This is a genomic window from Microbacterium sp. LTA6 (assembly GCF_045690355.1).
In the GTDB taxonomy this organism is placed as follows: domain Bacteria; phylum Actinomycetota; class Actinomycetes; order Actinomycetales; family Microbacteriaceae; genus Microbacterium.
Window position 1 is genome coordinate 1908990 of record NZ_CP147855.1, and the last position, 14975, is coordinate 1923964.

The following is a 14975-nucleotide window of genomic DNA, read 5'->3' on the forward strand; positions in this document are numbered from 1 at the left end:
AGGTCAGGCGGGGGCGTCGATCGGTTCGGCTCGGTGCATCCGTGCGATGCGGTCCAGACTCGTCAGAGCGAGACGGTGCCGCGGCGATGCCGGGCTCGACAGCAGCGGATCTTCGGTTTCGCGCATCCATTCCTGCAGCGCGGTGGCGAGTTCGGCGATCTGCGGTGCCCGTGCCGGCTCGTCGATGAGATTGACGAGCTCCTCAGGATCGGCGCCGAGGTCGTAGAACTCCATCAGCGGGCTGGTCCCGATGGTGGGCCCGGTCAGGTCCACCGGGATGCTGCGGTGCATCCAGGACTGGGTCGGGTCCATCGCGCGCGGAGCGTTGGACAGGTTGAGGATGAGCTTCGCATCGGCCGACCGAACGGAGCGCTTCGGGTCGAAATAGGTGTGGTACGTCAGCTGCCCGAACGTGAAGGCGCGTGGAGCCGCGTCGTGCTCGACGAGTGCGACCAGGCTGGTCCCGGCGGCGCCGGCGGGATCGGCGGATGCCGCGAGCTCGAGAAGCGTGGGCACGACGTCGACGTGGCTGACCAGGCTGCGGATGCGCCGGCCGTGCCAGGCCGCCGCACCTGGCACCCGCATGAACAGCGCGACGCCGACGCCGGCGTCATACAGCGTGCACTTCGCGCGAGGCAGCGCGAGACCGTGGTCGGTGGTGAACACGACGAGGGTGTCTTCGGCGAGGCCGAGCTGATCGAGTTCGGCGAGGATGGCGCCGACGCCCTCGTCCATGTGCCGGACCGCGCCCTGCAGCTCGGCCATCTCCTCGTGCGCCTCGGCGGTGTCGGAGAGGTAGGCCGGAACCGAGACGCCGCGCGATTCGTCGGCCTCGAAGCCGTCGCCGAGGAAGCCCATGATGCCGTCGCGGTCGCGACGGGAGGGGGTGCGGTGAGGCTCGTGGAATCCGACCTGGAGGTAGAAGGGCTGATCGGATGACGCCGCTCGCCGGAGCGCATCGATGGTGCGCTCGACCACGACGTCGCGATCGCCGCCGGTGCGCACGAGGTCGAATCCGAGTCGGGAGGCGAGCTCATCGTCGGGGAGGGTGCGGGATTCATGATGGACGCCGATGAGCTCGGTGGCGTACCCGAGCCGGCTCAACCGGTGCGCGATGTGCGTGGTCGGGTCGATCAGATCCCAGCCGAACGGTTCGTGGGTGAGCCCGAGCACGCCGTGCTGCTGCGGGTACGACCCGGTGAACAACGAGGCGCGCGCAGGGCTGCAATGCGGCGATGTGGCGAAGGCCGACTCGAACACCGTCGATTCGGCGGCCAATCGGTCCAGGTGCGGAGTGCTGACCGTCGTGACCCCGTATGCGCCGAGGAAGCGGCCGAGGTCGTGGCAGTGCAGGAGCAGGATGCTGCGCGCCATCTCAGCCCATCCTCTCGAGTGCTTCGCGAGTGATGCGGTGCTGGAGCTGCGCGCCGGCGAGGAACCGGTCGATCTCATCGATCACGATCCGTCCGGCTCGGGCGCGTGATTCCGCGGTGGCACCGGATACGTGGGCGGTGAGCAGGGCGTTCGGAAGCTCGCGCCAGCGATCGTCCAGCGGCAGCGGCTCGGTGTCGAACACGTCCAGCGCGGCGTCCAGCCGGCCGGAGGCGACCTCGCCGTACAGGGCGTCCATGTCGATGATCGAGCTCCGCGCTGTGTTGACGAGGGCGGCGCCGTCGCGCATCGACGCGAGTTGCTCACGGCCCAGCATCCCGGAGGTCTCCGCCGTCGCCGGAGCGTGGACGGCGACGATGTCACTCGTGGCGAGCAGGTCGGCGAGATCCGTCGCGAACGCTGTGAGCGGGTCGCGCGCCGGGAGATACGGGTCGTACACCCGCACCTGCGCGCCCAGAGCGCGGCACATCCGGATGAACTCGCGTCCGGTGCGGGACGCGCCGATGACGCCGATGCGCGACCCGGAGATCTCCCGCGCACGATCTATCGCTCGCGCCTGGTCCCAGGGGCGACCTGTGCGCAGCGCGTGATCCATGCGGTGCGTGCGGCGCAGCAATGCGAGCGTCAGCGTGAGCGACATCTCGGCGACGGCAGGCGACATGGCCGCCCCCGCCTGGCTGATCGGGATCCCGGCGTCCCAGAACGCATCGCTGACGAGGCCGCGCACGGAGGAGGCGGCGTTGACGACAAGGCGCAGACGCGGCATCCGCGACAGCAGGTCGGCGTCCAGCCGCGGGAATCCCCATGCGACGACGGCGATCTCGGTCTGCGCGAGCGCCGCGGATGAGGTGATCGTCGCGGGCTCGCCGGTATCGAACGCGGATGCTCGTGCCGCGAGGGCGTTCAGCGCCGCGGTCGGGAAGAACGCGGTGCGCTCGGCCGTGGCGATGCTCACCAGGATGCGCGCGGTGGGATGCGGCTCGGAGTCCGCTACTCGGACGGCGTCGTTCGACATGCCGAGAATTCAATCAGCCGATATTCGTTTTGTCAATGACAAAAATAATAGAATCAAGGGACGACCTGACGACGAAGGAGTGGCGATGGCCGACGGGGCAACAGCGGAGCGTGCGGCGGGGCGCGTCGGCAGCAAGGCGCTCATTCGGGAGATCAACGAGGCGCTCGTCCTCGATGTCGTGCGTCGCAGGGGCACGACGTCCCGCGCCGAGATCACGAGCTCCACAGGTCTCAGCCCGGCCACGGTCACGGGGATCACCGGGCAGCTCGTCGGGGAAGGGTTGCTCCTCGAAAGCGATGTGCTGCGTGGCACGGGAGGCCGCCCCGCGCGGTTGCTCCAGCTCGGCAGGGATGCGGTCGTCGTCGCCGGCGTGCAGCTCTCACCCGACGCCGTCGAGATCGCGCTCGTGGATCTGCGCGGAGACGTCGTCTCGACCCTGCAGGTCCCGCTCTCCTCGACGACTCCCGACACCGCCGCCGACACCGTTGCTGCGGCCGTCTCATCCGTGATCGCGAGCCATCCTGGTTCCGAGCTCCGGGGCGTCAGCGTCGCGCTCTCCGGTGTCGTCGACCGTCCTCGCGGCATCGTCCGCCACAGCGGGGCGCTGGGCTGGGAGGATGTGCCGTTCGCCGCGCTACTCGCCGGCCGCCTCGGCCGGCGAGTAGCGATCGACAGCCTCGTCAACAGCTTCACCACGGGACTCCTCCTCCTCGACACCGATCTGGCAGAGCGCGACGTCATCGTGTTCAGCGTCGGTGCGAGTCTCGGCGCGTCGATGCTGACGCGCGGGCGGATCCACCGCGGATTCCGGGGCGGGGCGGGGGGCTTCGCACATTCCGCAATCGGTCGTCGAGACGGTGGGGCGCTCTGCCACTGCGGGGCTCACGGATGCCTCGAGACGCAGAGCAGCGTGTGGGGCTTGCGGCAGGCTCTCGAGACCCGCGGGATCGATCCGTCTGATCTCGTCGCCCCGGCCGCCTCCGCTGTGCTCGGCGATGGCGGGGCGAAGCTCGGGCTCGCGATCGCGAATGCGTCGAAGATGTTCGGCCCTGAGCGGGTGGTGCTCGTGCTTGCGGCCGAGATCGGCCAGACCGTGTTCGAGGAGGCGTGTCGGGAAGCCTTCACGGCGGAGTACGCGTTCGGTGACGCCGTGCCGCCGTTCCTGGTCACCGTTCCGGCGGATGGCGACATCTTCGCGCGCGGGGCCGGGTACGACATGATCACGGAGCTGTTCAGCGCGGAGCCCGTCGGGGGGCTCTGACCGAGCTCCGGGAGATCGAATCGAGCCGAATCGACCTCGGGCTCGCGCGTCTAGGTCGAGTCGCGCACGTTCAAGGCCGGTGCGAGCTTGGTGCGCTGCGAGGGCGTCTCGTCTCGTTCCTCGAGCCTCATGAAGCAGGTCTCCAGAGCCCGGCGACCGACGGCGAGCTTGGGAGGTGCGACGGCCGTGAGCGGCACGCTGGCGAGCGACGCGATCTCGTCGTCGTACGCGACGATCGCGAAGTCCTCGGGGACGCGCAGCCCACGCTCCTCCGCGACGCCCAGAAGACCGAGGGCGAGGTCGTCGGGAAGGACGAGTGCCGCACGGGCCCCCGCGGCGAGACAGTCGTCCAGGAACTGGCGGAGCACGTCAGCGGTCGACCCGTCGCCCCACCGCGGGGACGGGGCGGTGGCGACCGGCGCGCTCGGGTCGAGTCCCCACCGTTCGATCGCCCTGGCATGACCCCGCACGATCCAGGGTGCCGTCGCGCTCTCGCGGCAGAGCAGGCCGACGCTGCGGTGGCCGCGCTCAGCCAGGTGATCGACCGCGATCTCGGCGCCGTAGCTGTGATCGCTGCGGACCGCGTCGATGCGCAGCGAGGTCGGAGCGCCGCCGGCTGAGCGCTCGACCAGAACCACGGGCGTGCCGATCTTCGCGATCGTGTCCCACGTGGCCTGGTCGTCGATCTGCGGCCGTGCCGTGACGAGCATGATCGCGTCGACGCCGCTTTCGCTGAGCCGGATGAGCTGGCGCGCCTCCTCGCGGGCGTCGTAGCTCGTCGTTCCCAGCACGAGCCGGACACCGGCCGCCCTGGCCGCATCGCTCGCGCCGCGGATGACGGGCGGGAAGTAATACGTGGCATCCGGCACGATCAGCCCGATCGTCGCGATCGGCCTGCCTGACGAGCCGATGCCGCGCGCGCCGATCGCCGGCGCATCCGCCGCGTCGGGCAGCACAGCCCCGCCGTGCACCCGCCGGAGCAGTCCGCGCTCGGCGAGTACAGCCAGATCACGGCGGATCGTCATGCCAGAGAGGCCGAGGCGTGCGGCGAACTCTGGCACCTCGACGCGGCCCCGCAGCACGAGTTCGCGAAGAATCCGCTCGCGTCTCTCCTCGGCTATCACGGCATCAGGCTAGCGAGTCGCCGGGTGGGCGTGTTCATGAGCATGCATCCTGCGTGAGTCCGGGCGGCACGTCTCTCGTGAGAGACGTGCCGCCCAGGTGGAGGGTTCAGCGGCAGCTGCGCGCTGCGTAGGGGACCTCGAGTGTGGTGGTGTCGCCGCCGGCCGTCGCCGTCACCTCGACGGTTCCGGCAGGGAACCGCAGCGGGGCCTTGAAAGACACCGTCATCGATTTCCCGGATGCGAGGCGCTGATCGGCCTTGGTGCCCAGTGGCGTCGTCACGGTGACCGTGATCGCCCGGTTCTCCGAACTGCGCACCGTCACGGCGAGCTCTGCCTTGCCGCCGTTGCAGCGGGTGCTCACTGAGGCCGCCGCGTTCACGTCGGCCTGATGCAGTCCGGCGCCGAACAGGTTCAGCCCTTCGCCCACCACCGGGCTGCCCGCGGGCAGTGTCACACTCGCGACCGGCTTCCCGGACAGCGGAATCCGCTGCGCGAAGACGGATGCCGCGCCCTGGATCTCGGCGACGGTGCCGCCGAGATACGGGCGGTCGCGCTTCAGATACGACGAGGCGCTGCCGACGAGGGTCGTGTCGGGGTCGCTGCCGGCGTCCGCCGTCGACCACAGCGGCAGTTCGATCACGACCTCCTGGCTGCTGCCGTCCTGATAGTGCACCGTCGCCGTCCCGGCGGTCGCCTGGCCCGTCGAGAAGCCGACCACGACGAGAGCATCGCCGGATCCTTCGAGCGCCAACTGCTGCCCGGCCGCCTTCACGGTGTCCGGCGTGCCGATCGCATTCGGATGCCAGTCGATCTCGGTGTCGAACGCTGTGACCTGTTCGCCGACCCGCAGTCCGGCATCCGCCAGCGCCGACGCGGAGAACACCCGGTAGTCGGTCGTGATCGCGCCGTTGCGCGGATTCGCCGCGCTCGCCACCGACGTCTGGTTGACCAGGGCGGTGAAGGGGAGTGGGGCGACGGCGACCCCGGTTCCCTGATCGGCGCCGATGTTCGGAGCATCCGCGGGGATCGGGTTCCCGAAGAAGTCCTGCGCACCGGCGTCCGCGATCGCGGTGCCCGCACCGATCAGGGGCGAGCCGACCGCGAGGCGATAGCCGGGCAGCTCACGCGTCTGCTGGCCGCTGCCCGCTGCGATCAGACCGGGGTCGGCGGTGACCGCGCCGGTCTCGATCGCCGGGGGCTGGATGCCCCCCGAGTACGCGTTGTTCGAGTACACGGCGTTCGCGGTCTTCAACGTGCCGCCCGGCGCGATGAAAATATTGTTCTTCATCTCACGCGGCGCGGTCATGTCGTCTTCGAACGGTCGGTTCATGCACGAGAAGGTGTTGTTGTAGATGAGGTGCATACCGGGACCTCCGCTGGCGCCGCCGAGGCGGCAGTCGTCTTGCGAGACGTTGTAGCGGAGCACAGCGTTCGCCGTCGTGGAGGCCGTCCCGCAGCCGGAGATGCAGTCCAGGTAGAAGCCGCCGGCGTTGCCGTACGAGTAGTTGTACTGGAACGTGCACGTGCCCTTGATCTTCATGTCGCAGTCCCACGCGGTGGAGTCGTAGATCGAGCGCACGCTGTTGCCGACCACGTTGTACTGGAACAGCGGGTTGACCGAGTTGTACGGCCACATGCCGGCGAAGTTGCCGTTGATGAACGGGTACTCGCCGTGTCCGAGGTCGATCGCCGAGTTGTACTCGATGACCGGCTTGTCGGAGTTGTGGATCACGATGCCGTCTCCGCCGACGTCGTGGATGTCGTTGCGGGCGACGTAGACGTCGGTGTTGTAGAGCTTCGTCGTGTCCGGCGCGGAGAGCTTGATCCCGCCGGCAGCGGTGTCGTTGACCTCGTTGTCGGTGATCGTGATGCCCGCGAATGCTCCGACGCCGTCACCGAGCACCGAGATTCCGGCCGAACGGGAGAACGCATTGCCGAGTGTGGTCTTGTCCGACCAGCCGGCGACCTTCTCGACGTGGTTGTTCGTGAGCACGACTCCTCGTCGCACGGTGCCGTCATTGATCTCGTAAAGAATGCCGACGCGGCGCTGATCGGGGGTGCCCGGATTGATCACCCGCATCCCGTCGACGGTCCAGTTGCTCACGTTCAGCAGGTGGATGCCGGCGAGGGCGCCGTTCCCGTTGATCGTGGCCTTCTGTTCACCCTCGCCGTAACCGGAGACCACGATCGGCGCGTCGTCGAAGCCGGACCCGTTCGGGGCGAAGGTGCCGAGGCATTCGGTGCCGCGCCGGAACAGCACGCGCTCGCCGGGGTAGAACGCGCCGACGCCGGCCAGTTCCTCCAGCGACGAGAACGGCGCCTGCTCGGTGCCGTCGCCCGGTTCCTCGCGCGAGCAGTCGACGAAGTAGGCCTGGTCGGAGACGCGCACGACGCGTGCCGCGATGGTCCCCTCGGCGATCGTGTCGAACAGAGACGGAGCGGACGCGGTGATCGTGTGGTCGCCCTTCTGGGCGTCTGCCGGCACGACGAATGTCACGAGGGCGACGCCCTGATCGTCGGCGTTGGTGACGGTCGGCTCGCCGTCGAACGCAACGGTCACCGGTGTCTGCGGGTTCGCGCCTTCGACTCGCAGGGTGACCGGCATGCCTGGCGAGAGCAGCGACAGATCCACATCCTGCGGGGTGAGCGTGAGCGGCTGCGCGAGGAAGGCATCGGTGCAGTTGAACCTCAGATCGGCCCAGTCTGCGTGATCGTTGCCGTTCCCCTCAGGGCCTGCTTCGGCGCGGAGCTCGATCAGGTCGGCACCCCGGAGATCGAGGTTCAACCGGCCAGCCGGATCGGAGCCGGTGCGCTGCAGACGGAACTGCTCCATACCGTCGACGGCGACCACGAAGTCGACACGTCCCTTGCCCGCCTGGCTGTCGTCGATCCCGACGTAACCCAGCAGCTGCGTGCACTCCTGGTTCACTTCGTAGACGATCTTCGAGGGAGCGTGCGTGCCGAGTCCCTTGTCGTAGACGGTGCCGCGGATGGAGATCTTCTGGCGCGTGGTGTCGGGGACGGCTCTGGCGCCGTTGTTGAAGTCCCTCTCGACCGGTCCCCAGCCGTTGTCCGCCGTGATCCAGTCGAGATCGCTGGCGTAGTGGACTCCGCCGGGCAGGCCCTCGACGGCCGCGGCCGAGAGGGGTGCTGCGGTCAGGCAGATCGCGCTCGCCGCGATCGCCGCCAGCATCCGTGTTCGTGTCTTGTGCACGTGACTCCTCCTCGAATCAGCATGATGAGCCGTCGTCGGGAGACGGCTGCTGTCATCGTGACACCAGCCAACGCACACCGTTGAACATATGAACACACTTGAACATCGCTGTCCGACCACGGTGGGCGGTCATCGCGCCGATGACCGCCCACCGTATGCCTCCTCCGGGCTACTGGACGTCTACCCAATAGCTGTGCGTGTTCAATTGACCGTTGCCGGTGAAGACCTCGGTGCCGGCCTGGACGCTGGTGAGGTACTTGTTGTTGCTGATCCACCCTCGGTTCACGAGATTGTTGGCGAAGTCCCGCAGGTTGAAGTTCACCGAGGTGGTGTTCGAGGTGCGAACGAACGAGAAGACGTTCCAGCCGGTGCCGTTGCCCGCGTCGATCCAGCCGCGGTAGAGATCCCAGGTCCCGCCGCCGATGTTGACGGTCGCCTGGAGGGTGCCGGCAGGCCCCGCTCCACCCGACTTGTAAGGCCAGATCATGATCTCGTCGCTGGGCCCGCTCGATGCCCCGGGGTTCGACTCGTTGTGCAGCCAGAGGTCGTAGGCGACGTTCATCGTGCCCGAGCCGGTGACCTCGTAACTCCAGGTCGTCGGGATGCTGCGGTTGGCGCTCAACTGGACCGGGAGCTCGGTGTTCGGGCGCTGCCACCCCCAGTGCCAGCCGAGGATGATGCTCGAGTAGCTCTTCACCGAGTTTGACTGTCCGCTCCACTGCCAGTTGGTGCCCCACCCGACCGTGTCGCCGGACTGCCAGTTGTCCCACACGCACTGCCAGCCGGTGCCGGAGCCGTTGCCCCAGAGGTTGTTGACGACGTAGTACTTGCCCATCGCGATGTTGCCGCCGCTGGCGCAGGTGCTTGCGGCCTGAGCCGGCGCGGCCACAGCCACGACCGGAGCCGCGGCCAGGCACAGTGCGGCGACGGTGCCGGTGATCCGACGTTTGATCGATGCTGTTCGACGCTGACGCATCTTTGTCCTTTCGTTCCGTTTCGTCGGGCCGCCATTGGTCCGACGATGATCCGCTGAGGTAGCGGTGAGGCCAATGATGGGGCGAACCTTCGCCAATGTCCATGGTTTTGGATGAATTTGTCGAAGCGCTTCCGCGCTGTCGTACGTAGGGGAGTGGGGATGGGTGGCCTGCAGGCCGCGAGTACTGCGCCAGCACCGCCTCGCTCCTCGTATGGCGGCCGGGTCCCTCGTGATGGAACGCCTTTGATCGGGCGGAGCGAGGGGAGTGCGCTGCATCCGCGCTTGCGGAATGTGCTTCCCGGTGTCAGGATGGAGAAACCGGAAAGCGCTTACCCAATTCCGCCGGAGCGCCGAGAAGAAGGAAAGATCGTGTCAGAGACGACCACCCTGGACGCACCCACCGCAGAGCTCTCCCGCCCGCAGGTGCGCGAGATCGGGATCATCATGAACGGCGTCTCCGGGCGCATGGGCTACCGGCAGCACCTCGTGCGCTCGATCCTCGCGATCCGCGACCAGGGCGGCATCGAACTCTCCGACGGCACCCGCGTCACGGTCAAGCCGATCCTCGTCGGCCGCAGCGAGCAGAAGCTCGCCGAGCTTGCCGCCCTCCACGGCATCGAGGACTGGACGACCGACCTCGACGCGGCGCTCGCCGACCCGCGGTGGGAGATCTACGCCGACTTCCTGGTCACGAAGGCCCGGGCATCCGCGATCCGCAAGGCGATCGCCGCCGGCAAGGCGATCTACACCGAGAAGCCGACCGCCGAGTCCCTCGAAGAGGCCCTCGAGCTCGCGCGCCTCGCCCAGGAAGCCGGTGTCAAGACCGGCGTCGTGCACGACAAGCTCTACCTGCCCGGCCTGCAGAAGCTCAAGCGCCTCATCGACTCCGGCTTCTTCGGCCGCATCCTCTCGGTGCGCGGCGAATTCGGCTACTGGGTCTTCGAGGGCGACTGGCAGCCGGCTCAGCGGCCGAGCTGGAATTACCGCACCGAAGACGGCGGCGGCATCATCAGCGACATGTTCCCGCACTGGAACTACGTGCTGGAGAACCTCTTCGGCGAGGTGAAGAGCGTCTATGCGCAGGCGGCGACTCACATCCCGGAGCGCTGGGACGAGAACGGCGAGAAGTACACCGCTACCGCCGAGGACGCCGCATACGGCATCTTCGAGATCGAGGGCGGCATCGTCGCCGAGATCAACTCGAGCTGGACCGTCCGCGTCAACCGCGACGAGCTCGTCGAGTTCCAGGTCGACGGCACCCACGGCTCCGCTGTCGTCGGTCTGTTCGGGGCGAAGATCCAGCCGCGCAATGCCACTCCGAAGCCGGTCTGGAACCCGGACCTCGAGGACACCCGCGACTACGACGCCGACTGGCAGAACGTGCCGACCAACGACGTGTTCCTCAACGGCTTCCGCCAGCAGTGGGAGGAGTACCTGGAGTCGTACGTGTTCGGCACCGTCTACCCGTTCGACCTGCTCGCGGGTGCGAAGGGCGTGCAGTTCGCGGAGGCCGGTCTCATCTCGAGTGCCGAAGGACGCAAGGTCGCCATCGAGAAGCTGTCCCTCTGATGGCAGGGCTGACGCTTCTCGCCGCCGACGGGTCCCTGTCCGAAGTCCCGCTGAACGCCGCGGGAGCCTATGCGCGACCGACGGCTCCGCTGCGGAGCCGAGTCGCCTACGCCGCAGCGCACGTCGTGCCGCGCGTCTCGGCCGACAACACTCCGGGTCAGCCGGCCGACATCGACTGGGATTCGACTCTCGCGTTCCGCCGCAACGTCTACTCGTGGGGTCTCGGCGTCGCCGACGCGATGGACACCGCGCAGCGCAACATGGGGCTGGATGCCGCGGCCACGCGCGAGCTGATCTCCCGCAGCGCCGAGGTGGCCCGTGAGGAGGGCGGTTCGGTCGTGGTGGGCGTGAACACCGATCACGTTCTCGATTCCCGCATCTCGCTCGATCAGGTGATCGACGCGTACAAGGAGCAGCTGCACTTCACCGAGGAGCAGGGCGCAGGTCCTGTGCTGATGGCCTCCCGCCATCTCGCCAGGGTGGCGCAGGATGCCGCCGACTACCGTCGCGTGTACCGCGCGGTCCTCGAGACGGCCACGACTCCAGTCGTGCTGCACTGGCTCGGCACCGCTTTCGACCCGGAGCTGGCCGGATACTTCGGCGCGGACGACTGGCAGACGGCATCCCAGGTGCTGCTGGAGATCATCGGCGAGAACCCGGGCAAGGTCGCCGGCGTGAAGATGAGCCTGCTGAACGCGGAGTCCGAGATCTCGGTGCGAGCGCAGCTGCCCGAGGGCGTGCGCATGTTCACCGGTGACGACTTCAACTACGTCGGCCTCATCGGAGGCGACACCGTCGGACAGGGCGACAGCCACTCCGATGCGCTGCTCGGCGCATTCGCGGCGATCACTCCGGTGGCATCCGCAGCGATCCAGGCGCTCGACGCCGGCGACCCCGCTCGATACCTGGAGATCCTCGGCCCGACCGAGGAGCTCAGCCGTCAGGTGTTCGCCGCGCCCACGTTCTATTACAAGACGGGCGTCGCGTTCCTCTCCTGGTTGAACGGGCACCAGCCCGCGTTCCAGATGGTCGGCGGCCTGCACTCCGCCCGCAGCCTGCCGCACCTGAGCCGCATCGTCGAGCTCGCGAACGCCTCGCTCGCCCTGGAGAATCCAGAGCTCGCGCGTGAGCGCTGGCACGGGATGCTGCGCGTGAACGGAGCGGACGCATGAGCGCCGCCCACCCGCGCCTGTCGATCAACCAGGCCACCATCAAGTACGCCGACCTCGCGACGGCGCTTCAGGTCACGGCCGAAGCCGGAGTGCAGTCCATCGGACTCTGGCGCGAGCCGGTGAACGCGGTCGGCCTCGACGTCGCCGCGCAGATGCTGTCCGATTCCGGTCTGCGTTTCTCGACCCACTGCCGTGGCGGCTTCTTCACGCTGCCGGAGGGGCCGGAGCGGGATGCCGCGCTCGATGACAACCGTCGGGCGATCGAGGAGACCGCGACACTCGCCGCCGCGGGCGCCGAAGGATCGACGGCTGTGCTGGTGCTCGTCGCCGGCGGGTTGCCGGAGGGGTCCCGCGACCTCGTCGGCGCGCGAGAGCGCGTGCGCGACGCGATCGGCACGCTCGCACCGGATGCGAAGGCGGCGGGCGTGACGCTTGCGATCGAGCCCCTGCATCCGATGTACGCCTCCGACCGTGCCGTCGTCTCGACTCTCGGTCAGGCACTCGACATCGCCGCCGACTTCGACGCCGATGTGGTCGGAGCCGCCGTCGACACGTTCCACATCTGGTGGGACCCGCAGGTGTTCGAGCAGATCGCTCGAGCCGGCCGTGAGGGGCGCATCGCCACGTACCAGGTGTGCGACTGGAAGACGCCGCTGGCCGCGGACGTGCTGCTGTCACGGCACTACATGGGCGACGGTGTGATCGACTTCGGTGCGCTCACGCGTGCGGTGATCGAGACCGGGTACGACCGCGACATCGAGGTGGAGCTCTTCAACGCCGACATCTGGGCGGATGCTCCCGCCGATGTCGTCCGTCGCACCGCCGAGGCGTTCGGCGCCGTAGTCGCCCCGCACCTGCCCTGACAGGATGAACGTATGACGACGATCAGGCCGGGGCTGTGCTCGGTGACCTTCCGGGAGCTCCCGCCAGAGCGGATCGTGGGGCTGGCGGCGGACGCCGGGCTCGAGGTGATCGAGTGGGGCGGCGACGTGCACGTCCCGCCCGGTGACACCGAGCGCGCCGCGCAGGTCGCACGGGCGACGACGGATGCCGGACTCGCCGTCTGCTCGTACGGCTCGTACTTCCGGGCGGGGCCGGGGGAGGAACTCACGCCGATCCTGGACAGCGCCGAGGCGCTCGGGGCCGATCGCATCCGTATCTGGGCCGGCCCTGTCGGCTCGGCGGAGGCGACCCAGGCGGATTGGGCCGGCACCGTCGCGCGGCTCCAGTCGGCGACGTCCGAGGCATCCGCGAGGGGAATCGGATTGGCGCTCGAGTTCCACTCCGGCACTCTCGCCGACACGGCGCCGACGACGCTGCGGCTCCTTGCCGATGTCGCCAGCCCTGCCCTCACCACCTACTGGCAACCGACGGTCACGGCGCCCGATGACGTCGCGCTCGCCGAGTACCGTGCGATCGCGGCGCATACGAGTGCCGCGCACGTCTTCTCCTGGTGGCCGACGAAGGAGAGGCTGCCGCTGCGCGCCCGCGATGAGCTGTGGAGCCGGTTCTTCGCGGCAGCATCCGCCGCCGAGCGCCCTCCACGCGACGCCCTGCTCGAGTTCATTCCCGACGCCGACCCGGACCTCCTCGCTTCCGAAGCCGCGGCCTTGCGCGGATACCTTTCCCGCTGATCCTCTGAATCGGCCAGGGACGGCGTGCGACGGGCATCCGGTGTCAGCGCACGCGCCCCAGGTGGCGACGGATCCACGGACCGAAGGCGAACATCAGGCCGCCCGCGGCGAGGCCCGCGAGGCCGATCACCAGGAAATAGGCGAACTCGCTCGTCGAGTGGTAAAAGCTTCCGATCACGCCGGAGAGCGAGGATCCGAGGGCTGAGGCGATGAAGTACAGCGCCATCAGCTGCGCACGGAACGCCTGAGGCGCGAGCTTCGTCGTCACCGCGAGTCCGATCGGCGCGACGAGCACCTCGGCGACGGCGAGGATCAGGAGGATGAGGAAGACGTACAGGGCCGGGGTCGTCTTGCCGGTGCCGCCCGCGAACGGCAGGAACAGCAGGAAGCAGATTCCACTGAGCATGATTCCCACGCCGAGCTTCGTCGGCGTGGACGGAGCACGGTCCCCCAGGCGGACCCAGATCGCGCTGGCCATCGCGAGCAGCGGCATCACCCAGACGGTCTCCGCGAGGAACAGCCAGGATGACGGGGCCGTCCACCCGAAGATGTTCCAGTCGATCCGCTCGTCGGAATAGGCGGCGAATGCCGTGAACATCTGGGTGAACAGAGCAGCGAAGACGGTGATGGACAGGAACATGGGGATGAAAGCGCGGACCCTGGACCGCTCGTCCTTCGTCACCTTCGGGCTGGTCAGGATGACCACGAAGTACACGACGGCCGCAAGTGAAACGACGATGCTCAGCACCTGCGCAAGGTTCGACAGATTCACCACCCCGGTCAGCAACGCGGCGGCGACGACCGAGGCCGACGCGACGGCGAATACGACCGTTCTCGTGATCGCAGTGCGCGGCAGCGGGTTGCCTGGAGCTTTTCCGGCCGTGCCGAGGTTGCGACGGAAGGCCACGTACTGCACGAGCCCGAGGAGCATGCCGACCGCCGCTGCGCCGAACGCGAAGTGGAAGCCGCGCGAGTCGTTCAGCAGGCCGGTCAGCAGCGGTCCGAAGAAGGAACCGACAGTGATGCCGAGATAGAAGATCGAGAATCCGCTGTCCGTTCGCCGGTCATCCCGGGCGTACAGCGTGCCGAGCAGGGACGATGCGTTCGCCTTGAGCGCCCCGGCTCCGATCGCCACGAGCACCAGCCCGGTCGAGACGCCACCGAATCCCGGCAGCAGTGCCAGTGCGACATGACCGAGCATCACGACGAACCCGCCGTAGAAGACCATGCGCTCCATTCCGAGCACGCGATCCGCCAGCCAGCTGCCGAGCATGGTCGACAGGTACACCAATCCTGCGTACGCTCCGACGAATCCCAGTGCGGCGGGCTGCGGGATGCCCAGCCCGCCTTCGTCGAGGGAGTAGTAGAGGTAGTACGGCAGGATCGTCACCATGCCGTAGAACGAGAACCTCTCCCACAGTTCGACTCCGAGGAGGTTGGCGAGGCCGATGGGGTGCCCGAGGATCGTTCGCGGGGGCCGGGCCTCGACTGTCGCGTCGTCTTCTCGCTCTGCAGTCTGGGACATGTTCTTCAACCTCCGGGCTCGGCGTCTCACGGCTGCACTGCCGCGAGCTCATCGATGCGCCGGGAATCGTTGACGAGTTCACGTCGACGGCGC

General features: G+C 68.2%; 11 protein-coding genes. 5 read left to right on the forward strand and 6 right to left on the reverse strand.

Features of this window, described 5'->3' with window-relative positions:
- Positions 1 to 3: 3 nt before the first annotated feature.
- Both LTA6_RS08950 and LTA6_RS08955 read right to left on the reverse strand, forming a co-directional pair.
- Positions 4 to 1374 carry a sulfatase gene (locus LTA6_RS08950; protein ID WP_407359210.1) on the reverse strand — a complete coding sequence of 457 codons (1371 nt, stop codon included), beginning with the start codon at positions 1372 to 1374 and terminating at the stop codon, positions 4 to 6.
- Between the two features lies 1 nt (position 1375).
- Positions 1376 to 2407 (reverse strand): hydroxyacid dehydrogenase, encoded by a 1032-nt coding sequence (locus LTA6_RS08955; RefSeq protein WP_407359211.1) that lies wholly within the window; start codon positions 2405 to 2407, stop codon positions 1376 to 1378.
- An 85-nt stretch (positions 2408 to 2492) separates the two neighbouring features.
- On the opposite strand from LTA6_RS08955, the gene LTA6_RS08960 reads away from it, so the two are divergent.
- Entirely contained in the window at positions 2493 to 3668 is a 1176-nt protein-coding gene (locus LTA6_RS08960) for an ROK family protein (RefSeq protein WP_407359212.1), read from the forward strand.
- A gap of 50 nt (positions 3669 to 3718) precedes the next feature.
- Here the strand turns inward: LTA6_RS08960 and LTA6_RS08965 are convergent, their stop codons facing one another.
- The 3 genes from LTA6_RS08965 to LTA6_RS08975 form a co-directional block, all read right to left on the reverse strand.
- Complete coding sequence (locus tag LTA6_RS08965; protein ID WP_407359213.1) at positions 3719 to 4792, reverse strand: substrate-binding domain-containing protein; 1074 nt, start codon at positions 4790 to 4792, stop codon at positions 3719 to 3721.
- Between the two features lie 106 nt (positions 4793 to 4898).
- Complete coding sequence (locus LTA6_RS08970; RefSeq protein ID WP_407359214.1) at positions 4899 to 8006, reverse strand: NPCBM/NEW2 domain-containing protein; 3108 nt, start codon at positions 8004 to 8006, stop codon at positions 4899 to 4901.
- A gap of 169 nt (positions 8007 to 8175) precedes the next feature.
- Positions 8176 to 8982, reverse strand: a complete 807-nt coding sequence (locus LTA6_RS08975; protein ID WP_407359215.1) for a GH12 family glycosyl hydrolase domain-containing protein — start codon at positions 8980 to 8982, stop codon at positions 8176 to 8178.
- 444 nt (positions 8983 to 9426) lie between these two features.
- On the opposite strand from LTA6_RS08975, the gene LTA6_RS08980 reads away from it, so the two are divergent.
- From LTA6_RS08980 to LTA6_RS08995, 4 genes are read left to right on the forward strand one after another with little or no spacing between them, the layout of a single operon-like run.
- The gene (locus LTA6_RS08980; protein ID WP_407359263.1) at positions 9427 to 10551 is read left to right on the forward strand and encodes a Gfo/Idh/MocA family protein; all 1125 of its coding nucleotides are present in this window, start codon (positions 9427 to 9429) and stop codon (positions 10549 to 10551) included.
- Entirely contained in the window at positions 10551 to 11723 is a 1173-nt protein-coding gene (locus LTA6_RS08985; protein ID WP_407359216.1) for a dihydrodipicolinate synthase family protein, read from the forward strand. The genes LTA6_RS08980 and LTA6_RS08985 overlap by 1 nt, the downstream gene beginning before the upstream one ends.
- Positions 11720 to 12586, forward strand: coding sequence for a sugar phosphate isomerase/epimerase family protein (locus LTA6_RS08990; protein ID WP_407359217.1), 867 nt, complete (start codon positions 11720 to 11722; stop codon positions 12584 to 12586). Before LTA6_RS08985 ends, LTA6_RS08990 begins: the two co-directional genes overlap by 4 nt.
- A 12-nt stretch (positions 12587 to 12598) precedes the next feature.
- Entirely contained in the window at positions 12599 to 13357 is a 759-nt protein-coding gene (locus LTA6_RS08995) for a sugar phosphate isomerase/epimerase family protein (protein WP_407359218.1), read from the forward strand.
- A 43-nt stretch (positions 13358 to 13400) separates the two neighbouring features.
- Here LTA6_RS08995 and LTA6_RS09000 read toward each other — a convergent pair whose 3' ends face one another.
- On the reverse strand, positions 13401 to 14882 hold the full coding sequence (locus tag LTA6_RS09000; RefSeq protein ID WP_407359219.1) for a peptide MFS transporter: 1482 nt from the start codon (positions 14880 to 14882) through the stop codon (positions 13401 to 13403).
- Between the last annotated feature and the right edge of the window lie 93 nt (positions 14883 to 14975).